Source organism: Pseudomonas sp. SDO5532_S415, assembly GCF_054071155.1.
In genome coordinates this window covers 1-23,066 of the sequence record NZ_JBSVWS010000096.1, presented here as the reverse complement: position 1 = coordinate 23,066, position 23,066 = coordinate 1, and the positions used below count along the sequence as shown (strand labels likewise).

At 61.7% G+C, this 23,066-nt stretch carries 17 protein-coding genes and 1 pseudogene; 13 read left to right on the top strand and 5 right to left on the bottom strand.

Going from position 1 to position 23,066, the window contains the following annotated elements:
* Positions 1-74: 74 nt before the first annotated feature.
* The 4 genes from ACW9HW_RS19555 to edd form a co-directional block, all read right to left on the bottom strand.
* Entirely contained in the window at positions 75-1,502 is a 1,428-nt protein-coding gene (locus ACW9HW_RS19555) for an ATP-binding protein (protein WP_371917512.1), read from the bottom strand.
* A gap of 31 nt (positions 1,503-1,533) precedes the next feature.
* Complete coding sequence (locus tag ACW9HW_RS19550) at positions 1,534-2,265, bottom strand: response regulator (RefSeq protein WP_095193200.1); 732 nt, start codon at positions 2,263-2,265, stop codon at positions 1,534-1,536.
* Positions 2,266-2,424: 159 nt separating this feature from the next.
* Positions 2,425-3,375, bottom strand: a complete 951-nt coding sequence (locus ACW9HW_RS19545; protein WP_095193199.1) for a glucokinase — start codon at positions 3,373-3,375, stop codon at positions 2,425-2,427.
* Positions 3,372-5,198, bottom strand: a complete 1,827-nt coding sequence (gene edd / locus ACW9HW_RS19540; RefSeq protein ID WP_457401352.1) for a phosphogluconate dehydratase — start codon at positions 5,196-5,198, stop codon at positions 3,372-3,374. The genes ACW9HW_RS19545 and edd overlap by 4 nt, the downstream gene beginning before the upstream one ends.
* Before the next feature lie 220 nt (positions 5,199-5,418).
* On the opposite strand from edd, the gene gap reads away from it, so the two are divergent.
* From gap to ACW9HW_RS19490, 10 genes and pseudogenes are all read left to right on the top strand, one after another.
* On the top strand, positions 5,419-6,420 hold the full coding sequence (gene gap, locus ACW9HW_RS19535; RefSeq protein ID WP_095193197.1) for a type I glyceraldehyde-3-phosphate dehydrogenase: 1,002 nt from the start codon (positions 5,419-5,421) through the stop codon (positions 6,418-6,420).
* A gap of 139 nt (positions 6,421-6,559) precedes the next feature.
* On the top strand, positions 6,560-7,024 hold the full coding sequence (locus ACW9HW_RS19530; RefSeq protein ID WP_457401349.1) for a methylglyoxal synthase: 465 nt from the start codon (positions 6,560-6,562) through the stop codon (positions 7,022-7,024).
* A gap of 77 nt (positions 7,025-7,101) precedes the next feature.
* Positions 7,102-7,620, top strand: coding sequence for an RNA polymerase sigma factor (locus ACW9HW_RS19525; RefSeq protein WP_095193195.1), 519 nt, complete (start codon positions 7,102-7,104; stop codon positions 7,618-7,620).
* A gap of 102 nt (positions 7,621-7,722) precedes the next feature.
* On the top strand, positions 7,723-8,688 hold the full coding sequence (locus tag ACW9HW_RS19520; protein WP_457401347.1) for a FecR family protein: 966 nt from the start codon (positions 7,723-7,725) through the stop codon (positions 8,686-8,688).
* Positions 8,689-8,810: 122 nt separating this feature from the next.
* Positions 8,811-11,399 carry a TonB-dependent receptor gene (locus ACW9HW_RS19515; RefSeq protein WP_457401345.1) on the top strand — a complete coding sequence of 863 codons (2,589 nt, stop codon included), beginning with the start codon at positions 8,811-8,813 and terminating at the stop codon, positions 11,397-11,399.
* A 111-nt stretch (positions 11,400-11,510) separates the two neighbouring features.
* On the top strand, positions 11,511-12,113 hold the full coding sequence (locus ACW9HW_RS19510; protein WP_095193192.1) for a biliverdin-producing heme oxygenase: 603 nt from the start codon (positions 11,511-11,513) through the stop codon (positions 12,111-12,113).
* A 155-nt stretch (positions 12,114-12,268) separates the two neighbouring features.
* Positions 12,269-12,658 carry a YbaN family protein gene (locus tag ACW9HW_RS19505; protein WP_095193191.1) on the top strand — a complete coding sequence of 130 codons (390 nt, stop codon included), beginning with the start codon at positions 12,269-12,271 and terminating at the stop codon, positions 12,656-12,658.
* 204 nt (positions 12,659-12,862) lie between these two features.
* Positions 12,863-14,218 (top strand): annotated as a pseudogene (locus ACW9HW_RS19500) (PDC sensor domain-containing protein); the annotation flags it as partial.
* Between the two features lie 102 nt (positions 14,219-14,320).
* The gene (locus ACW9HW_RS19495) at positions 14,321-15,076 is read left to right on the top strand and encodes a methyl-accepting chemotaxis protein (RefSeq protein ID WP_371807299.1); all 756 of its coding nucleotides are present in this window, start codon (positions 14,321-14,323) and stop codon (positions 15,074-15,076) included.
* A gap of 173 nt (positions 15,077-15,249) precedes the next feature.
* Positions 15,250-16,599: a CoA transferase gene (locus tag ACW9HW_RS19490; RefSeq protein ID WP_457401342.1), complete on the top strand. Its 1,350-nt coding sequence runs from the start codon at positions 15,250-15,252 to the stop codon at positions 16,597-16,599.
* A gap of 130 nt (positions 16,600-16,729) precedes the next feature.
* Here ACW9HW_RS19490 and ACW9HW_RS19485 read toward each other — a convergent pair whose 3' ends face one another.
* A complete protein-coding gene (locus tag ACW9HW_RS19485; RefSeq protein ID WP_457401340.1) occupies positions 16,730-17,593 on the bottom strand; it encodes a DNA-3-methyladenine glycosylase family protein in 864 nt (287 codons plus the stop codon).
* 137 nt (positions 17,594-17,730) lie between these two features.
* Here ACW9HW_RS19485 and ACW9HW_RS19480 point away from each other — a divergent pair, with 137 nt between their 5' ends.
* The 3 genes from ACW9HW_RS19480 (at position 17,731) to gcvP (ending at position 22,961) form a co-directional block, all read left to right on the top strand.
* A complete protein-coding gene (locus ACW9HW_RS19480) occupies positions 17,731-19,239 on the top strand; it encodes a sigma-54-dependent transcriptional regulator (protein WP_095193187.1) in 1,509 nt (502 codons plus the stop codon).
* Between the two features lie 459 nt (positions 19,240-19,698).
* Positions 19,699-20,082: a glycine cleavage system protein GcvH gene (gcvH, locus tag ACW9HW_RS19475; RefSeq protein ID WP_095193186.1), complete on the top strand. Its 384-nt coding sequence runs from the start codon at positions 19,699-19,701 to the stop codon at positions 20,080-20,082.
* Between the two features lie 11 nt (positions 20,083-20,093).
* Entirely contained in the window at positions 20,094-22,961 is a 2,868-nt protein-coding gene (gcvP, locus tag ACW9HW_RS19470) for an aminomethyl-transferring glycine dehydrogenase (protein ID WP_095193185.1), read from the top strand.
* The last annotated feature ends 105 nt before the right edge of the window (positions 22,962-23,066 follow it).

Sequence of the window (23,066 nt, the reverse complement as noted above, 5' to 3'; positions counted from 1 at the left end):
ACAGGGGGATCTGTGTCGTACGCAAATCCAATGTGGGAGCGAGCCTGCTCGCGAAAAACGATGACGCGGTATCCCTAATCAACACTGCGCGGCAATTGAAGAGTCACCCTTAAACCACCCTCACGCAAATTCTGCAAACTCACCTCCCCCCCATGGCTATGGGCAATATTGCGCGCAATCCCCAGCCCCAACCCATACCCCTGCTGCTGCCCGGCCAAACGGAAATGCGGTTCGAACACCTGCTCCAGCCGCTGCTCGGGAACCCCCGGTCCTTCGTCGTCGACATGCAGCACAAACGCACTCTCATCGTCATCGATGTGCAGGTGCGCGTTCCGGCCGTACTTCAGGGCGTTGTCGATGAGGTTGCCGATGCAGCGCTTGAGCGCCAGCGGTTTACCCGGATAGGTGGCCAGCGCCCGCCCCTGCTGGGTCACGCGGCCATTACCGTTCGGCGCCAGATAAGGCTCCACCAGACAGTCGAGCACATAGTTGAGGTCCACCTGCTCGATGTTTTCATGGATGTCCGTGTCTTTCACACATTGCAGCGCGCCCTTGACCAGCAGCTCCAACTCATCCAGATCGCGACCGAACTTGGCTTGCAGCTTTTCGTCTTCGAGCAATTCGACCCGCAACCGCAGCCGGGTAATCGGCGTGCGCAGGTCATGGGAAATCGCACTGAACAACTGACTGCGTTCGGTCAGGTAACGGCTGATGCGCTCGCGCATGGTGTTGAAGGCACGACCGACTTCGACCACTTCACTGCCCCCGCCCTCGGCCACTGGCTCGACGTCGGCACCCAGCGACAAGTCCCGCGCCGCGCGCGCCAGGCGCTTGAGTGGCCGGCTCTGCCAGTGCACCAGCAGGCCGATGAACAACAGCAGAAAGCCGCTGGTGAGGACGATGAACCACACCTGCTGCGCCGGCAGGCCTTGCTCTTCAAGACTGGTGTAGGGCTCGGGCAACAGCGAAGCGATGTACAGCCATTCGCCGGGTGCCATCTGGATTTGCGTCACCAGCACCGGCGGGTTCACCGGTTCCAGGGTCAGCGCGTAGTGCGCCCAGGAGCGTGGCAACTCATCGAGCTTCAGGCCGCCATTGAATATTCGCAGGTCTTCGGGGCTGACAAAGGTCACCGAAATATCGGTGTCTTGTCCCAGGGATTGGCGCAGCACTTCGTCCACTGCCTTGATCACCGCGGCCTTGCGCGGGGTGATCGGCAGCACTTCCATGCCCAGGGGTTTGTCGTTGAGGGTGACCACGAACCGCGTGCCGCCCATGCTGCGCAACTGGTCGAGCACCAACGGCCGAAACGCCACCGGCAACGAGCGGAAATAACTGACGCTGGCGGTCATCGAATGGGCGAGGCTGCGGGCACTGGTGACCAGCCCCTCGAGTTGAGTGGCACGCAATTGCGAAACCCAGATCACGCTCGACAGTGCCTGGGCGAACAACACCGCCAGCAAGGTCAGCAGCAACATGCGCCCGAGCAGCGAGCGCGGCACGGGTATTCGTCCGGCGAGCTTGCGCAGGGATTCAGTGGCCATTGCTGGCAATCACATTGGCTGCCAACTGATAGCCGCTGCCACGCACGGTGCGAATCAGCCGAGGTGGTTTTTCCGTGTCGCGCAGGCGCTGGCGCAGGCGACTGACCGCCATGTCGACGATGCGATCGAGCGGCATCAATTCACGGCCACGGGTGGCGTTGCCGATGGTGTCGCGGTCGAGGATTTCCTGGGGGTGATCGAGGAACAGTTTCAGCAAGGCGAAATCGGCACCGGACAGAATCACTTCTTCGCCATCGATGTGAAACAGCCGGTGGCTGACCATGTCCAGCCGCCAGTCATCGAAGGCCAGCACTTCACCGCCGTTACGCTCCTGACCAAACTGGGCACGGCGCAACAGGGCCTTGATGCGTGCCTGCAATTCACGGGGACTGAAAGGTTTGCCCAGGTAATCGTCGGCACCCAGCTCCAGGCCGATGACCCGGTCGGCCTCGTCGGAACTGGCGGTGAGCATGATGATCGGCACTTGCGCCCGCTTCGGATGCTGGCGAATCCAGCGGCACAAACTGAAACCGTCCTCGTCCGGCAGCATCACGTCGAGGATCACCAGGTCGCTCGGTTCATCGTTCAGGGCCTGGCGAAAACCGGCGCCATCGGGCGTGGTACGTACCTGGAAACCGGCGCGGGTCAGGTAGGTGTCCAGCAACTCGCGTATCTCTTGATCGTCATCGACCAACAATATCGACTTGTTGACTGAGCTCACTTCGAAGGCATCCTTGTTGTTGGAATTGGGGCGGATTATGCCTGATCGTGCGTAAATCTTTGGTGTCTGTGAGAACCTCTTCGCGAGCAGGCTCGCTCCCACAAGGTTATCGGCGATCCTGTGGGAGCGAGCCTGCTCGCGAAAGAGGGAGACGCGGTTTCAGGCCTGGTCCAGCGCCACACCCGCGCCAACCAACCCCGAATACGGCGCCGTCACCAGCCACACCGGTATCCCCTTGAAGTAATCGCTCATGCAACCCTTGTCGGCAAAGCACCGGGCGAAACCGCTTTCGAGGAAGAAATCGGCGAAGCGCGGAATCACGCCGCCGACGATGTAAACGCCACCGCGTGCACCGGTGGTCAGCACGTTGTTGCCGGCCACGCGACCGAGCCAGCAGCAGAACTGCTCAAGTACTTCCAGGGCAATCGGGTCGCCCGCCAGGCCGGCGGCGGTGATCGATTCCGGGGTGTCGAGCACAGGCGCGTGGCCATCCACCGCGCAGATCGCGCGGTAGACTCGCGGCAAGCCGCCGCCGCTCAACGCCGTTTCGGCGCTGACATGACCGATCTCATTGAAGATGTGTTGCCACAGTTGAGTCTCACGCGGACTGCTCAGCGGCAAATCGACATGGCCGCCCTCCCCCGGCAGCGCGGCAAAACGCCCTTCGCCGAGATCGAGCAAAGTGCCGACGCCCAGCCCGGTGCCCGGACCGATCACCACCGCCGGACGCAACGGCTCCGGCGTGCCTTCGCAGACCACGCGGAATTCGCCCGGCTGCAAACGGGTCATGCCCAGGGCCATGGCCGAGAAGTCATTGACCAGCAACAACTGCTCCACCTGCAAGGTCTCGCAAAATCCCCTGCGGCTCAGGCGCCAGTGATTATTGGTGAATTTGAATTCGTCGCCGCTGACCGGGCCGGCCACCGACAGGCACACCGAACCGATCGAACCCGGCACCAGACCCAACCCGCTCAGGTAGAGACCGATGGCCTCTTCCGGGCTGGCATGGTCGGCCGTCGCCAGCACCTGGACCGATTCCAGCTGCTGGTTTTTCCACAACGCGAACCGTGCGTTGGTCCCACCGATGTCACCGACCAAAGCCAGTTTCAATTAAGCGTCTCCAGGGCAGAAGTAAAGGCGCTGGCGCCCTGCTCCGCCGAGCTGAAGGCCATGCGCATGAAACCAAACAGTTCGCGACCGGTGCCGATGTTGTTGCCCAACAGGCCCTTGGCCGGCGTGCGCGCTGCGAATTCTTCGGCGTCCACCTTAAGCTCCAGGGTGCCTTGGACGCCATCGACGCGGATGATATCGCCCTCTTGCACCCGCGCCAAAGCGCCGCCCACATAAGCTTCGGGACTGACGTGAATGGCCGCCGGGATTTTCCCCGATGCGCCGGACATGCGTCCGTCGGTCACCAGGGCGACTTTGAAGCCACGATCCTGCAGCACGCCGAGGAACGGCGTCATCTTGTGCAGTTCCGGCATGCCGTTGGAGCGCGGCCCCTGGAAGCGCATCACCGCGACGAAATCCTTCTCCAGCAAACCGGCCTTGAACGCGTCGGCCAGGTCCTGCTGATCCTGGAACACCATGGCCGGGGCTTCGACGATCTGGTTTTCCAGGGCCACGGCCGAGACCTTCATCACCCCGCGACCGAGGTTGCCTTCCATCACCCGCAAGCCGCCCTCTGGCGAGAACGCGCGAGCGACCGGGCGCAGGATGCTTTCATCGAGGCTTTCGGTGATGCCTTCACGCCAGACCAGCTCGCCGTTGTCGAGGAACGGTTCCTGGGTGTAGCGGCTCAGGCCATGCCCCAGCACGGTGTTGACGTTTTCATGGAGCAACCCGGCGTCCAGCAGTTCGCGGATCAGGAACGACATGCCGCCCGCGGCCTGGAAGTGGTTGATGTCGGCTTTGCCGTTCGGGTAGACGTGGCTCAGGGTCGGCACCACTTCGGAGAGGTCGGCCATGTCCTGCCAGGTCAACTGGATACCCGCCGCCATGGCGATCGCCGGCATGTGCAGGGTGTGGTTGGTCGAGCCGCCGGTGGCGTGCAGGGCGACGATGGAGTTGACCAGCGAACGCTCGTCGACGATTTCGCCGATCGGCAGGTAGTCGCCGTTCTGCTTGGTAATGCGCGTCACCTGATGCGCCGCTTCGCGGGTCAGGGCGTCGCGCAATGGCGTGTTCGGGTTGACGAAGGAAGCACCCGGCAAATGCAGGCCCATGACTTCCATCAGCAACTGGTTGGTGTTGGCGGTGCCGTAGAAGGTGCAGGTGCCGGGGCTGTGGTAGGAGTTCATTTCCGACTCCAGCAGCTCTTCGCGGCTGGCCTTGCCCTCGGCATAGCGCTGGCGCACGTCGGCTTTCTGCTTGTTGGAAATACCCGACACCATCGGCCCGCCCGGCACGAAGATCATCGGCAGATGACCGAACCGCAGTGCGCCCATCATCAGGCCCGGGACGATCTTGTCGCAGATGCCGAGCATCAACGCGCCATCGAACATGTTGTGGGACAACGCCACGGCGGTGGACAGCGCGATCACCTCACGGCTGGGCAGGCTCAGTTCCATGCCCGGTTCGCCCTGGGTCACGCCATCGCACATGGCCGGGGTGCCACCGGCGAACTGACCGACCGAGCCGATCTCGCGCAGGGCCTTTTTGATCAGCTCCGGAAAGACCTCGTATGGCTGATGCGCCGAGAGCATGTCGTTATATGACGAAACAATTGCGATGTTGGCGGAGTTCATCATCCGCAAGCTGTTCTTGTCGTCGCTGCCGCAACCGGCCACGCCGTGGGCGAAGTTGGCGCATTGCAGTTTGCCGCGCATCGGGCCGTCGCTGGCCGCACCGCGAATCAGTGCAAGGTAAGCCTCACGCGTGGCGCGACTGCGGGCGATAAGCCGTTCGGTGACCTCAAGGACGCGGGGATGCATGTGTAGAACTCCAGGCTAACGGATGTGGCGACCTGATTGTCTATGCTGATCAAACACCGGTGTCGATGGGATGACAGGCGGTTTTGTTGACCATTCGGACCAGTTGATTCAGGTCACTCGTTGTAGATTGAACAAAATATTGCCATTAAAAAGGCTTGTTTTCTATTTTTTTGCGAATAATCTTGTAATTCCAACAACAAAACGACGGCGGCGCTGATAAATGACTCTTCGAATCGCAATCAATGGTTTTGGCCGAATTGGCCGTAACGTCCTTCGCGCACTCTATACCCAAGGCTATCGTCAGGATTTGCAGATCGTCGCCATCAACGACCTGGGGGACAGCGCAATCAATGCGCACTTGCTCAAGTACGACACTGTTCACGGCACGTTCGACGCCGATGTCCAGCACGATCAGGAAAGCCTGACCGTCAACGGCGACCGTATCGCGGTCAGCGCCATTCGCAATCCGGCCGACCTGCCGTGGGCCGCGGAAAAGATTGATGTGGTATTCGAATGCACCGGTCTGTTCACCGACCGGGCCAAAGCCGCCGCGCATATTACGGCCGGCGCACGCAAAGTGATCATCTCGGCGCCGGCCAAGGGCGCAGACGCCACTGTGGTGTACGGGGTCAACCACGACATCCTCCGCCAGTCGCACCAGATTATTTCCAATGCGTCGTGCACCACCAACTGCCTGGCCCCGGTGGCCCAGGTGCTGCACCGCGAACTGGGCATCGAAAGCGGTCTGATGACCACCATCCATGCCTACACCAACGATCAGAACCTGACCGACGTTTATCACACCGACCCGTACCGCGCGCGCTCGGCCACCCAGAACATGATCCCGAGCAAGACCGGCGCCGCCGAAGCGGTCGGCCTGGTGTTGCCGGAACTGGCGGGCAAGTTGACCGGCATGGCGGTGCGCGTACCGGTGATCAACGTGTCCCTGGTCGACCTCACCGTGCAGCTCAAGCGCGAAGCGTCGGCCGATGAAGTCAATGCGATCATGAAAGAAGCCAGCCAACACTCGAAAATCCTCGGCTACAACACCCTGCCGCTGGTCTCCAGCGACTTCAACCAAAACTCGCTGTCGTCGATTTTCGACGCCAACCACACCAAATCCAGCGGCAAACTGCTCAAGGTGCTGGCCTGGTACGACAACGAATGGGGCTTCTCCAACCGCATGCTCGATAACTGCCTGGCGCTGTGCAACGCCGAATAAGCCCCCCCACCTGTAGGCGCGAGCTCTGCTCGCGATGAACTGTCGAACTCCGCGGGGCATCAGGTTCCCCGCGTTATCGTTAGCGACCATCGCGAGCAGAGCTCGCTCCTACAGGGTTCGTGTCATTTCTGGAGCCCCCATGATCGGCATCACTTTCACGCAAAAAACCATGGCCGCGCGCAAGCGCATCGCCCTGGTCGCCCATGACCACTGCAAAGTGTTTTTGCTGGACTGGGCCGAGCGGCAGAAAGACCGGCTGGCGCAGCATGAACTGGTCGCCACCGGCACCACGGGGTTGTTGTTGCAACAACGCCTCGACCTGCCGGTGGAGAGCATGATCAGTGGCCCACTGGGTGGCGACCAACAGCTCGGCGCGCGAATCGCCGAGCAACGGGTCGACATGCTGGTGTTCTTCTGGGACCCGTTCGAACCGCAACCCCACGACCCGGACATCAAGGCGCTGTTGCGGGTCGCGGCGGTCTGGAACATCCCGGTGGCGTGCAACGAATGCAGCGCTGACTACCTGCTCAGCAGCCCGTTGATGGATCAGGCGCACGAGCACCGGATTCCGGATTACGCGACGTATTTGCAGGGCCGTGCGTAAAGCTTCACAAATCAATACTTGACCATTCGAGCGGATGATAAGCATTATCATTCGCTCGAAACGGATCAGGTCTTCCCGTGAGTCAATCGCGCTTCAACGACGTCTTCATCACCCAGCGAGTCTCCCTGCTGCGCACGCTGGAGCGGATGGTCAACAATCACAGCACCGCTGAAGACCTCTTGCAGGAGACCTACCTGCGCGTGACCCGCGCGCTCGGCGAGCGGACCATTGATCACCTGGAACCCTTCGTTTTCCAGACCGCCCGCAACCTGGCGCTGGACCATTTGCGTGCGCGACGCATCCACTCGCGCACCATGGTCGATGACGTGCCGCCGGACGTGGTGGAAAGTGTCGCCGCCCCCGCCAGCAGTGCCGAGGACGCCGCCCATGCCGAACAATTGCTCGAGCGTCTGAACGTGCGCCTCAGTCAACTCAGCCCCCGTCAGCAACAGATTTTCATCCTCAGCCGCCTGCACGGGCACAGCTATCTGGAGATCGCCGAAAAACTCGGCGTGTCGCTCAGCACCGTGCAAAAGGAGCTGAAACTGATTATGACGATCTGTATGGGCGTCGCAGGACGCAGCTCCAAGCTTTAAGCTGCAAGCCGCAAGTTAAAAACGGCAAGTCAAAGGCCTAACCAAGCTTGCAGCTTGAAGCTTGAAGCTTGAAACTGCTTTTCAAAAGCCTGAGGAAACCCCGTGACGGACACCCACCGCTCCCCTTCGCCCTCACCGGCGCAGGCCACTGCAGACGCGATGGACCAGGCCCTGGACTGGCTCATCGTGCTGGACAGCCCGAGCGAAGAACAGACCCGCCAGTTCCACCAATGGCTGGCGGCCGACCCGGCCCATGCAGAGGCGTTCGCCAGGGCCCAGGCGATCTGGAACGGTCCGCAAGTCACGCAGTGCGCGCAAAACCTGGCGGCGCGGCCAGCCAAAGTCACCCTGCTGGCGCGCCTGCGCCCGCACTGGAAACCCTTGGCCACCGCCGCCGTGCTGATCCTCGGCCTGTTCAGTTTCAGCAATCTGCCGCTGCGCCTGCAGGCCGATCACCTGACGGTGGTCGGTGAACGCCAGCGCCTGCAACTGGAGGACGGTTCGAAAGTCCTGCTCAACACCAACTCGGCATTTTCCAGCACCATCAACGACCAGCAGCGTGTGGCGCGCCTGTATCAGGGCGAAGCGTTTTTCGAGGTGCAACCCCATCGCGGCCAACCGCTGGAAATCGACGCGGGCCCGGTCACCGCCAGTGTTCGCGACACGGCATTCGCCGTGCGTTATCTGGATGGCGTGACCCAGGTTCGCGTGCAGCGCGGCGATGTCGATCTGCGCGCCACCCGCGACGACGCACGGGTTCGCCTGACGGCCGGTGAAAGCATCCGCATCGGCCCCAACGGTTTCGACCGGCCGGCCAAGCTGGATGCCGCCACCGACCTGGCCTGGGTCCAGGGTCGCCTGGTGTTCGAAAACTGCCCGCTGAACCAGGTGCTGGCGGAGCTGCGTCGCTACTATCCGGGCTGGATCATCAACAACAACGAGCAGTTGGCCGATGTTGCCGTCACCGGAAATTATCGTCTCGACCAGCCCCTGGACGTGGTCCGCTCACTGGCCCACATCACTTCGGCCCGGCTCAAGGAATTCCCTGCCTTAGTGATCTTGAACTAAATGAGAATTATTTTTACTCGATAGCTGAACGTCGTACGTCTCGTTATAGCCAATGCAATTGATTCGCATCTCTGAATGCCAATCAGCACCTATAAAGATTCGTGCGACACGGAGCGCTATCGATGTCCTCTCGCCTTACCCGCCAGTCCTCTTCACCTTCGCGCATGCTCTCGCTGCTGACCGCCGCCATCCTGATGGCCGGCACTGCACCGGTCATGGCCGCCACTGCCGAACAGCCCAGCCGCAACATGGGCGACTACGCGTTCGCCATCGCGCCCCAGCCGCTGGTCTCGGCACTCAATGACTTTACCGCCGTGACAGGCTGGCAGGTCGGCTTGCCGGCAGAACTGGCTGAAGGGGTGACATCGCCGGGTGTACGCGGGTCGCTGGCGCCGGAAAGAGCCCTGGATCGCCTGTTGGTGGGGACCAACCTGAGCTATCGCAAACTGGGCAATAACAACATCGTGCTGGAACGCCGCACCAGCGCCGGCACCCTGAATCTGCAACAGGTGACCATCAGCGCCACGCGTAACGAGCAGGATGTGAACAGCGTGCCCAGCACCGTCACAGTCCACACTCGCGAAGAACTGGACCGCAACAACGTCAATACCATCAAGGATCTGGTGCGCTACGAGCCGGGTGTTTCCGTGGGTGGCGCCGGTACACGGGGCGGAATCAGCGGCTACAACATCCGTGGTATCGACGGTAACCGCGTGCTGACCCAGATCGACGGCGTTGAAATACCCAACGGCTTCTTCAACGGCCCTTACGCCAAGACCCAGCGCAACTACGTCGACCCGGAAATCATCAAACGCGTCGAAATCCTCCGCGGCCCGGCTTCGGTACTGTACGGCAGCAATGCCATCGGCGGCGCGGTCAGCTACTTCACCCTCGACCCGGACGACATCATCAAACCCGGCCAGGACGTCGGTGCACGCCTGAAGACCGGTTACAGCTCCGCCGACGAAAGCTGGCTCAAGTCCGCCACCGTGGCCGGTCGCGCCGATCAGTTCGACGGCCTGCTGCATTACAGCCAGCGCGACGGTCATGAAACCGAATCCTATGGCAGCAACAACGGCACCGGCCTGACGCGCACCGCCGCCAACCCGGAAGACGTGCGCGCCACCAACGTGCTGGCCAAGATCGGCTGGAACTACAACGAAGATTCGCGCCTGGGCCTGGTTTACGAGAAGTACAAGGACGATCGGGACACCGACCAGAAAAGCGCTTACGGCGGCCCGTTCTTCGCGGGTGCTCCTACCATTCCTGCCAGCGTACTGCCCGGCGGCATGTACCAGTGGCGCACCGGTAACGACACCATTACCCGCGAGCGTTTCGGCCTGGAGCACCGCTTCGTCCTCGACAGTCTGCTGGCGGACAACGTCAAGTGGAGCCTGAATCACCAGATCGCCAAAACCGATCAGAGCACCGATGAGTTCTACTTCCCGATCACCCGCCAGGTCCTGCGTACCCGGGACACGATCTACGAAGAAAAGCAGTGGGTGTTCGATGCACAACTGGATAAAGCCTTCAGCATCGCCGACACCGAGCATGTGCTGACCTATGGCACCACCATCAAGCAGCAGAAAGTCACCGGCTCGCGCAGCGGTAACGGTACCTGCCTGGCGGTCGGTCGCGGATGCACCGCCATCGGTGCCACCAGCACGGCGGACGTACTGAAGAAATCCAGCGACTTCCCGGACCCGACCATCAACACCTACAGCGTGTTCGCCCAGGATCAGATCAGCTGGAACAACTGGACCTTTCTACCGGGCCTGCGCTACGACTACACCGAGCTCAAGCCGCACATCACCCAGGCGTTTCTCAACACCGTGGCCGCCGATGGTCGCGGCACCGTCAGCGACGACAACAAGACCTGGCACAAAGTCTCGCCCAAGTTCGGCCTGACCTACGCCTTCAACGACCATTACACCTGGTACGGCCAATACGCCGAAGGGTTCCGCACCCCGACCGCGAAGGCACTTTACGGGCGTTTCGATAACACCGCCGCCGGCTACCGCGTGGAACCGAACCCGGATCTGGATCCGGAGAAAAGCCAGAGCTACGAGACCGGTCTGCGGGGCAACTTCGAGCAGGGCTACTTCGACGTGGCGGTGTTCTACAACAAGTACCGCGACTTCATCAACGAAGACGCCGTTACCCCTGGCTATGACGAACCCACTTTCCAGAGCGCCAACATCAAACATGCCACCATCAAGGGTGCAGAGATCAAGGGCCGCCTGAACCTCGATGCCTTTGGTGCGCCACAAGGCCTCTACACCCAGGGATCGGTGGCTTACGCCTACGGTCGCAACAACGACAACGGCGAGCCGATCAACAGCGTCAACCCGCTGACCGGCGTGTTCGGCCTTGGTTACGACCAGGACAACTATGGCGGCTTGCTCAGCTGGACCCTGGTCAAGAGAAAGGATCGCGTCGACGACAGCAACTTCAAGTCGCCGGACGGCGTCAGCAGTCAGTTCAAGACTCCGGGCTTCGGCGTGCTGGACCTGAGCGCCTACTACAAAGTGACCGACGACGTGACTGTCAGCGGTGGCGTGTACAACCTGACCGACAAAAAGTACTGGCTGTGGGATGACGTGCGCGGCTACGACAACGTCGGCGAAGCCTCGGTGACGCAACCGGCCAACCTCGATCGCCTGACTCAACCGGGCCGCAATTTCGCGGTCAACCTGATCTGGGATATCTGACCACATCACCACGCAGCGCGACTGATGAACGTCGCGCTGCGAGGATTTTTACTGTCATGCGCCTGCTCATTCGTCTCGTTAGCAAGCACTTCTCTTTCTCAAGGACTTCCCATGACCAACCAGGACACCGCTCAACGCCCGGCTTTGCGCTCGCAACGCCTGAACCAGATCACCCACGAGCCCCACAGCAAACTCGACGCCCTGGTCAAAGCCCACGCTCCGTTCGAAACCCAGGCCAACTTCGCCCGTTTCGTCGTGGCGCAGTACTTGTTCCAGTCGGAATTGGCAGCGCTGTACAACGATGCCGAACTGACCGCCATCGTCCCTGACCTGCCTGATCGCTGCCGTGCTGAAGCGGCCAAGGCTGACCTGGCGGACCTGGAAACGGACGTGCCGGCACCGATTGCCGGTGCCGTCAGTAACCCGAGCAAGGCTGAGGCGCTGGGCTGGCTCTTCGTCTCCGAAGGTTCGAAACTGGGCGCGGCGTTCCTGATCAAGCGTGCCGTGGGCCTTGGCTTGAGCGAAACCTTTGGTGCCCGTCACCTGGGTGAACCGGCCGGAGGCCGTGCTGAAGGCTGGAAGCGTTTCGTCAAGACTCTCGATGGGCTTGAACTCAGCGCCCAGGAAGAAGCCGAGCTGGATAAAGGCGCCATCGATGCGTTCAACCGCTTCACGGTGCTGCTGGAGCAGGCTTACACCCCGGAACTCGCCTGAAGAAACACTATCCCTGTGGGAGCGAGCCTGCTCGCGAAGAGGCCAGCACATTCAGCATTTATGTCGACTGGCACACCGCTTTCGCGAGCAGGCTCGCTCCCACAATGGACCGAGCACGTCTGCAAGATTCCGATCCACCTCACTCCCCCGAACCCATGCCAGCCTCCTCCAAACTCACCCGCCTCCTCTTCGGCCTGCTGGCCTACATCAGCCTGGGCATCGGCCTGATTGCCATCGTCATTCCCGGCCTGCCAACCACCGAATTCATCCTGCTGGCCGCCTGGGCCGCCACCCGCAGTTCGCCACGCTTGAGCGCCTGGCTGGAAAACCATCGGCTGTTCGGCCCCCTGCTCAGTAACTGGCGCAACGGCAAAATCATTGCGCGCCGGGCCAAGCTCAGCGCCACCGTCAGCATGTTGCTGTGCGCCACGCTGATGCTGGTGATGCTCGATCATGGCTGGCCGGTCTACCTGGCCGTCGCCGGAATGGGGCTGGGCAATCTGTGGATCTGGTCGCGACCGGAATCACTGCCGCAACCGTCCTGAATCTCACCGCGTTTTTCCCCGTTTTTAATCCACTTTCCGGCACACGTTTGGAATCTGGTCGCCCCCTCAGCCCTCTAGATTCAGTTGGCGATTTTTTCTGTTTTTTTATTGATTTTCAGCACATTTTCCCGCGCAAACGTTCAACCACTACCGTTCGTCGGGACCTCTCTCATGCAACGCCATCCCCACGCCGATGTGCAGTGAATGGCGCTGAATGGATTTGGCGTATCGAGTCAACCCGACTCACAGCCAACACTCATTCATTCGCGAGTTCGCCCTATGTTCGACTCACTGTCCATCCGCCTGAAAACTGTCCTGCTCTCCGGTCTGTGCCTGCTCGGCGTGGTCACGCTGATCGTCGGCATGAATTTCTACCAGACCAATCAGAACGATGAACTGGTCAGCGCCTCCAGCAGCAAGATGCTCACCGAGAGTGTGCAAAACCTGCTGCAGGCCAAGGCGGCCGAACAGGCGGTGCGGGTGCAGAAGACCTTCGGGGAAAGCCTGCTGGTGGTCACCGCCCTGGCCGATCAGATCAAGGACATGCGCGCCATGGCTGCCAAGCGTTCGCTTGAGGCCGGGGCCTTGCGCGAGGAGCTGAACCAGAGCCTGAAAACCGCCTTTGAGCGCAACAGCAAGGTGCTGGGGATCTGGCTGGCTTTCGAACCCAATGGCCTGGACGGCAAGGACAGTGAATTCGCCAATGACGCGGCTCGCCAATCCAACGAAGCCGGACGCTTTGCCACGTACTGGAGCCGTGCCGGCGGCAACGGGTTGAACACGATCATGGTCGAAGACGACATGACCAAGACCGACCTTAACCTCAGCGGCACGCCGTACAACGTCTGGTACACCTGCCCACGCGACAGTAAACGCACCTGCCTGCTCGACCCGTATGCCGACACCGTCGCCGGCAAGGAAATGCTGATGACCACCATTTCCGTACCGCTGCTGGTGGATGGCAAGGCCATCGGCGTGGTCGGTGTCGACATCGCCCTTGATGCCCTGCAAGCGGCGGCCGTCGACTCCCAGCGCGACCTGTTCAACAGCGCCGGTCATATGCTGATCGTCTCCGGCAGCGGTGTGCTCGCCGCCTACAGCGTCGACGCCGGCAAAGTCGGTAAAAGCATCGGCGACACCCTGGGCGCGGACGGCAAGGATGTCCTGCAATTGCTCGGCGCCGGCACCCCGAAGATTCTTGAACAGGGTGACCTGATCCGTGCAGTCTACCCGGTCAGCCCGATCGCCGACTCCAAGGCCTGGGGCGTGGTGATCGACCTGCCCAAGCAAGTGCTGTTGGCCGATTCGGTGAAACTGCAAGCGGTGCTCGACGACGCCCAGCAAAGCGGCACGATCAAGGCGGTAGGTGTTGCAATCATTGCCGGCCTGATCGGTTTGCTGCTGATCTGGCTCACCGCCTCGGGCGTCACCCGGCCTATCAACAGCGTGGCCGAGATGCTCAAGGCGATTGCCAGCGGCGACGGCGACCTGACCCAACGCCTGCACTACAGCAAGAAGGATGAACTGGGCGAACTGGTCAGCTGGTTCAACCGTTTCCTCGACAAACTGCAACCGACCATCGCGCAGATCAAACAAAGCATCACCGATGCTCGAGGCACCGCCGACCAGTCTTCGGAAATCGCCCGCCAGACCAGCGAAGGCATGCAGGTGCAGTTCCGCGAAATCGACCAGGTCGCCACCGCGTCCAACGAAATGAGCGCCACCGCCCACGACGTCGCCAACAGTGCGTCGAACGCGGCCAGTGCCGCCAAGGGCGCCGACCAGTCGGCCCGCGATGGCATGCAGATCATCGAGCGCAGTACCCGCGACATCAACCAATTGGCCGACGAAGTCAGCAAGGCCGTGACTGAAGTTGAAGCGTTGGCAGTCAACAGTGAGCAAATCGGCTCGGTGCTGGAAGTGATCCGCAGCATCGCCGAACAAACCAACCTGCTGGCACTCAACGCGGCAATCGAGGCCGCCCGTGCCGGTGAAAGCGGTCGCGGGTTCGCGGTAGTGGCCGACGAAGTGCGCAACCTGGCCAAACGTACCCAGGATTCGGTGGAAGAAATTCGCCTGGTGATCGAACGCATCCAGAGCGGCACCCGCGGCGTGGTCGCCACCATGCATTCGAGCCAGACCCAGGCCCACAGCAACGCCGGGCAGATCCAGCAAGCGGTCCAGGCCTTGAGCAAGATCAGCGACGCGGTCACCGTGATCAGCGACATGAACCTGCAAATCGCCAGCGCCGCCGAACAACAGAGCGCGGTGGCCGAAGAGGTCAACCGCAACGTCTCGGCGATCCGCACCGTCACTGAAACCCTGACCGGACAAGCCACCGAATCGGCGCAGATCAGCAGCCAGCTCAACAACCTGACCACCCACCAGATGAAACTGATGGATCAGTTCCGGGTGTAATGATCCCATCGCAAATCCCCTGTGGGAGCGAGCCTGCTCGCGAAGACGGACTAATCGTCAATATGAATGTTGACTGACAGACCGCTTTCGCGAGCAGGCTCGCTCCCACAGGTTTTCATCTGCTGCACAGGCTTTTTGATCTATGCTCGGGCTCTCGCTCCGGAGGGCCTTCGATGACTGATTTACTCACGTCCATTCAAGCCGCACTCGGCTTGCCGCACACGCCAATCCCTTTCACCTCTACGGGCGCCCTGCCCTCGGCGTTTGCCGTCACCGACCTGGCCTGCGCCAGTATCGCCGCCGCGGGCCAAACCATCAGCCAATTGCTGCACCAACAAACCGGACGCTTGCCCGATCTTGAAGTCGATCGGCGCCTGGCCTCGTTCTGGTTCTCCAGTTCGATCCGGCCTGTGGGCTGGAGCGTCCCGCCGTTGTGGGACCCGGTCGCCGGTGACTATGCCGCCAAAGACGGCTGGATTCGCCTGCACACCAATGCCCCTCATCACCGCGCCGCGGCCGAATCGGTGCTTGGCGCCTGTGCCGACCGTGCGGCGATGGCGAGCAAGGTGGCGCAATGGGCCAAGCGCGATCTGGAGCAGGCCGTGGTCGACGCCGGAGGCTGTGCCGCCGAAATGCGCAGCTGGGCACAGTGGCAGGCCCACCCACAAGGTCAGGCCGTGAACGCCGAAGCGCTGATTCAGTTCGATCATCACCGCAGCCCCAACGGCACACCGTGGCAGGGTTCGGTGGCGCAACCGCTGGCCGGGATCAAGGTGCTGGATCTGACCCGCGTGCTCGCCGGTCCCGTCGCCAGCCGCTTTCTTGCGGGCCTTGGCGCCGACGTCTTGCGCATCGACCCACCGACCTGGAACGAACCGGGCGTGGTGCCGGAAATGACCTTGGGCAAGCGCTGCGCACGCCTGGACTTGCATGACAACGCCGATCGCCGCGTATTCGAAAGCCTGCTCAAGGACGCCGATATCGTGCTGCACGGCTACCGCGCCGATGCCCTGGAGCGCCTGGGTTACGGTGCAACTGAGCGGCAGAAACTGGCTCCCGGCCTGATCGACGCAAGCCTCAATGCCTACGGCTGGAGCGGCCCGTGGCTGAACCGTCGCGGCTTCGACAGCCTGGTGCAGATGAGCAGCGGCATCGCCGAAGCCGGCATGCACTGGAAGCAGGCGGATAAACCGACGCCCCTGCCGTTGCAAGCCCTCGATCACGCCACCGGGTATCTGATGGCGGCCAGTGTGATCACATTGTTGGCCGAGCGCTTGCGCAGTGGGCGCGGTGGGTCGGCGCGGTTGTCGTTGGCGCGAACGGCGAAGTTGTTGATCGAGACTGGACCCGGTATCGCGCAGCCGCTACAGGCGGAGGAAGAAAGCGATCAGGGCATGCTGGTGGAACAGACTCCCTGGGGGCCGGCGCACCGATTGCGTGTGCCACTGAAGATCACCGGTACGCCATTGCAATGGTCGATTGCAGCCTCTGAATTGGGTTCCCATCGCGCGCAGTGGTGGTGACGGTCCGATTGCTTTCGCGAGCAGGCTCGCTCCCACATTGGCTCCCGGTCTCGCTGAGGAACTCGGTCAACTGTGGGAGCGAGCCTGCTCGCGAAGGCGCCAGAACAGCCAACACAAAAGCCGGATCAATTCAGTCAGAACGACTCAACGAAGTCCAAAGCAACTGCGCCGCATACCCCCGAAACGGTCTCCACCCCTCAGCCCGCATCAATAGCTGCCGCGCCGTCACCGCCTCCCCCTCAAGCGCCGCCAAGGCATTGATCAACCCCACATCCCCCGTCGGAAACCCATCCATCTCGCGCAACTGCCGCAAAGCAATGTACTGCGCCGTCCAGTCACCAATCCCATACAACGCCAGCAACCGCGCCACGCCGCCCTCCCGACCGGGTTCGAACAACAGCGGATCATCCAGCAACGCCTGAGCCACGCCCGACAACGTGCGGCCACGGCTTTTCGGCATGCCCAGTGTCGCCAGGTCCGCCGCCGCCAACACCGCCGCCTCGGGAAACACATGGCTGACGCCACCTCGCGGCGAGGTCAGTGGCATGCCATATTGCGCCACCAGTTTCCCGGCGAGCTTGATTGCCGCCCCTACCGTAATCTGCTGTCCCAACACCGCGCGAATCGCCAGTTCCAGCCCGTCCCACGTCCCCGGCACGCGCAGCCCCGGGCGCTCGGCAATCAATCGCGCCAGCAGCGGATCAACCGTCAGGTGTCGATGGATCCTGGTCAGATCGGCATCCATATCAAACATCCGCCGCACTCGCGCAACGATCTCGGGCACGGCTGTCGGGTCGGGAAAATCGAGGGCCAGCTCCAGTGAGTCCGCTGTCGCCTGTTTGATCGACAGGCCGCCATGAACACCCTTCAAGCCGATGCTGCGCGAGTAAACGCCGTCGATCACCTCTTCCATTCCGGCAATCGCCCGCGCCGACAAGAAGCCGAGCATCGCCGGCCAGTCGTAGGGTGGTTGAAACGCAAGCAACAACTTCATGCCGGTCCCTCAAATTGATCAATGTGACCAGATTATCCTTTGTGGGAGCGAGCCTGCTCGCTCCCACGGGATTTCACCAATTGCCCGCCCCAAGGCATACTTGCCACCCTCCGCACTCCAGAACCTGAAACCGCCCCATGCGTATCCACGTCAGCTTCATCGACCGCGTCGGTATTACCCAGGAAGTCCTGGCCTTGCTCGGTGGCCGCAATCTCAACCTGGATGCGGTGGAAATGATTCCGCCCAACGTCTATATCGATGCGCCAACCCTGAGCCCGGACGTCCTCGAAGAACTGCGTGATGCGTTGCTCAGCGTGCGTGGTGTACAGGCGATGACGGTGGTCGATATCTTGCCGGGTCAGCGCCGGCACTTGCAGCTCGATGCACTGCTCGCGGCCATGACCGATCCGGTGCTGGCTTTAGACAGTGCCGGCAAGGTGCTGCTGGGCAATCCCGCGCTGATTGCCCTGTATGGCCGCGAACCGGCCGGTGAAAGCGTTGCCGATCTGTTCGCCGACCCGGCGCTGCTCGACGCCCTGCTCGAACACGGCTTTCGCCTGCCACTGCGGGAAATCACCGTCAACGGCCAGACGTTGTTGCTCGACGCCACCCCGATCACCGACGCCGGCGCCTTGCTGACCCTCTATCAACCGAACCGCATCGGCGAACGTCTGTCGGCGTTGCACCATGATCACGCCGAAGGTTTTGACGCGCTGCTGGGCGAATCGCCGGTGATCCGCACCCTCAAGGTTCGCGCGCAACGGGTGGCGGCCCTTGATGCACCGCTGTTGATCCAGGGTGAAACCGGCACCGGCAAGGAACTGGTGGCCCGGGCCTGTCACGCCATCAGTGCGCGGCACAACTCACCGTTTCTGGCGTTGAACTGTGCAGCATTGCCGGAGAACCTCGCCGAAAGCGAACTGTTCGGCTACGCCCCCGGCGCCTTCACCGGCGCACAACGCGGCGGTAAGCCTGGACTGATGGAGCTGGCCAACCAGGGCACGGTATTCCTCGATGAAATCGGCGAAATGTCACCGTACTTGCAGGCGAAGTTGTTGCGCTTCCTCAACGATGGCAGTTTCCGGCGAGTGGGCGGCGATCGCGAAGTGAAGGTCAACGTACGCATTCTCAGCGCGACTCACCGCAACCTGGAAAAAATGGTTAGCGAAGGGCAGTTCCGCGAAGACCTGTTTTACCGCCTCAATGTCCTCAACGTCGAAGTCCCACCGCTGCGCGAGCGCGGCCAGGACATTCTGCTGCTGGCTCGTTACTTCATGCAGCAGGCCTGCGCGCAGATCCAGCGTCCGGTCTGTCGCCTGGCGCCGGGCACTTATCCGGCCCTGCTGGGTAACCGCTGGCCGGGCAACGTGCGTCAGCTGCAAAACGTGATTTTCCGCGCCGCGGCCATTTGCGAAAGCAGCCTGGTGGACATCGGCGACCTCGACATTGCCGGCACCTCGGTAGCGCGCCAGAGCGACCACGACGTCGACAGCCTGGAACAGGCGATGGACGAGTTCGAGAAAACCCTGCTGGAAAAACTCTACGTCAGCTACCCCTCGACCCGCCAACTGGCCAGCCGCCTGCAAACCTCCCACACCGCGATCGCCCATCGGTTGCGCAAGTACGGCATTCCCAACAAGCCGTAATCCTTACAGTTGAAACACCTCTCCCAGCCAACAAAAATCTACTGTGGGAGCCAGCCTGCTGGCGATAGCAGTCTCACAGACAATAAAGATGTTGAATGTGATGGCCCTATCGCCAGCAAGCTGGCTCCCACAGGTTTTGAGTTTGACCCGTAAATTTCACTCTAAAAACGACCTCCACCTGTACTGAAAGCGCTACAGCGGAACGATATCGCTACACCCCTCTCCAACCACTGCCCTGCAAGGCTTTGATCCACTTCAGCTTTTTTCTTGAGCCATGCCTGTAGCGATTTCGCTACAGGCAGCAAATGATCATCGCTCAAATAATCACCTAAGCTATTGATTTAAAACAATAAAAAAAGATTGGCCGCGTTTTTGCTTAATTACCACTCATAAATCAGGGCAATTGCCCCAGCATTCAATCGCGTCCACCAGACGAGTCTGGCCCCTTAGGAGTTTTCCATGAGCGAATTGCGTTTTACTGAAGATCACGAATGGCTGCGCACCGAAGCTGACGGCACTGTCACAGTCGGTATCACCGCGTTCGCACAGAACGCGCTGGGCGACGTGGTTTTCGTACAACTGCCTGAGCTGCAGTCCTACGAAAAAGGCGCTGAAGCAGCCACCGTGGAATCGGTAAAAGCGGCCAGCGGCGTGTACATGCCCCTGGACGGAGAAGTCGTGGAAGTGAACCCGGCGCTGGACAGCAGCCCGGAACTGGTCAACGAAGACCCGCTGGGTGAAGGCTGGTTCTTCCGTTTCAAACCGGCTGACGACTCGGCTGTCGCCAAACTGCTGGATCAGGACGCCTACGACCGCCTGATCAAAGCCCAAGCCGAAGCCTGAGGAACGTTGACATGACTCAAGTGAATCCTGCCGTTGTAAACATCAGTACCGCCAACGAATTCATCGCCCGTCACATCGGCCCGCGCGCCGGCGACGAGCAGGCGATGCTCAACAGCCTGGGTTTCGACTCCCTGGAAGCCCTGAGCGCCAGCGTCATCCCGGACAGCATCAAGGGCACCAGCGTCCTCGGCCTCGAAGACGGCCTGAGCGAAGCCGACGCCCTGGCGTTGATCAAGTCCATCGCCAGCAAGAACCAGCTGTTCAAGACCTTCATCGGTCAGGGCTACTACGGCACCCACACACCGTCGCCGATCCTGCGCAACCTGCTGGAAAACCCGGCCTGGTACACGGCCTACACCCCTTACCAGCCGGAAATTTCCCAAGGCCGTCTTGAAGCGCTGCTGAACTTCCAGACTCTGATCAGCGACCTCACCGGCCTGCCGATCGCCAACGCGTCCCTGCTCGACGAAGCCACCGCCGCTGCCGAAGCCATGACCTTCTGCAAACGCCTGAGCAAGAACAAGGGCAGCCACGCGTTCTTCGCCTCCGTGCATTGCCACCCGCAAACCCTCGACGTATTGCGCACCCGTGCCGAGCCTCTGGGTATCGACGTCGTGGTCGGCGATGAGCGTGAACTGACTGACGTCAGCGCATTCTTCGGCGCCCTGCTGCAATACCCGGCAAGCAACGGTGACGTCTTCGACTACCGCGAACTGACCGAACGCTTCCACGCCGCCAATGCCCTGGTGGCGGTGGCTGCTGACTTGCTGGCCCTGACCGTGCTGACCCCACCGGGCGAGTTCGGCGCCGACGTGGCCATCGGTAGCGCGCAACGCTTCGGCGTGCCGCTGGGCTTTGGTGGCCCGCACGCGGCTTACTTCTCCACCAAGGATGCGTTCAAGCGCGACATGCCGGGCCGCCTGGTCGGTGTGTCCGTGGACCGTTTTGGCAAGCCGGCGCTGCGCCTGGCGATGCAAACCCGCGAACAGCACATCCGCCGCGAGAAGGCCACCAGCAACATCTGCACCGCTCAAGTGCTGCTGGCCAACATCGCCAGCATGTACGCCGTGTACCACGGTCCGAAAGGCCTGACGCAGATCGCCAACCGCGTGCATCACCTCACCGCGATTCTGGCCAAGGGCTTGAGCGCACTGGGTCTGAGCGTCGAGCAGGAAAACTTCTTCGACACGCTGACCATTAAAACCGGCGCGCAAACGGCTGCGTTGCACGACAAGGCTCGCGCCCGGCAGATCAACCTGCGCGTGGTGGATGCCGAGCGTCTGGGCCTGTCCCTCGACGAAACCAGCACCCAGGCCGACGTTGAAACCCTGTGGGCGCTGCTGGCCGAAGGCAAATCCCTGCCGGACTTCGCCGCCCTCGCCGCCTCGGTACAAAGCACGCTCCCGGCCGCACTGGTGCGCCAGTCGCCGATCCTCAGCCACCCGGTGTTCAACCGTTATCACTCGGAAACCGAGCTGATGCGCTACCTGCGCAAACTGGCGGACAAGGACCTGGCGCTGGATCGCACCATGATCCCGCTGGGTTCGTGCACCATGAAACTCAACGCCGCCAGCGAAATGATCCCGGTGACCTGGGCCGAGTTCGGCGCCCTGCACCCGTTCGCCCCTGCCGAGCAGAGCGCCGGCTACCAGCAACTGACTGACGAACTGGAAGCGATGCTCTGTGCTGCTACCGGTTACGACTCGATCTCGCTGCAACCGAACGCCGGCTCGCAAGGTGAGTACGCCGGTCTGTTGGCGATCCGCGCCTATCACCAGAGCCGTGGCGAAGACCGCCGCGACATCTGCCTGATCCCGTCCTCGGCCCACGGCACCAACCCGGCCACCGCCCAGATGGCCGGCATGCGCGTGGTCGTCACCGCGTGCGATGCCCGTGGCAACGTCGATATCGAAGACCTGCGCGCCAAGGCCATCGAGCACCGCGAACACCTCGCCGCGCTGATGATCACCTACCCGTCGACCCACGGCGTGTTCGAAGAAGGCATCCGCGAAATCTGCGGCATCATTCACGACAACGGCGGCCAGGTGTACATCGACGGCGCCAACATGAACGCCATGGTCGGCCTCTGCGCCCCGGGCAAGTTCGGCGGCGACGTGTCGCACCTGAACCTGCACAAGACCTTCTGCATCCCTCACGGCGGTGGCGGCCCGGGCGTTGGCCCGATTGGTGTGAAATCGCACCTGACGCCGTTCCTGCCGGGCCACGCGCAAATGGCACGCAAGGAAGGCGCGGTATGCGCCGCGCCATTCGGTAGCGCGAGCATTCTGCCGATCACCTGGATGTACATCCGCATGATGGGCGGCGCGGGTCTCAAGCGCGCTTCGCAGCTGGCCATTCTCAACGCCAACTACATCTCCCGTCGCCTCGAAGAGCATTACCCAGTGCTCTACACCGGCAGCAACGGCCTGGTGGCGCACGAGTGCATCCTCGACCTGCGTCCGCTGAAAGACAGCAGCGGCATCAGCGTCGATGACGTGGCCAAGCGCCTGATCGACTTCGGCTTCCACGCTCCAACCATGTCGTTCCCGGTGGCCGGCACGCTGATGATCGAGCCGACCGAAAGCGAATCCAAGGAAGAACTGGACCGTTTCTGCGACGCCATGATCCGCATCCGCGAGGAAATCCGCGCGGTGGAAAATGGCACGCTGGACAAGGACGACAACCCGCTGAAAAACGCCCCGCACACCGCGGCGGAGCTGGTCGGCGAGTGGTCGCATCCGTACAGCCGCGAGCAAGCGGTGTACCCGGTCGCTTCGCTGATCGAAGGCAAATACTGGCCGCCGGTCGGTCGCGTCGACAACGTGTTCGGCGATCGCAACCTGGTCTGCGCCTGCCCGTCGATCGAAAGCTACGCTTAAGGCAATGAGGGGGTGGATTTATCCGCCCCCAATTTCAAGAGCACCGCATATCCCCCTGTGGGAGCGAGCCTGCTCGCGAAAGCGGTATGTCAGTCAACATTGATG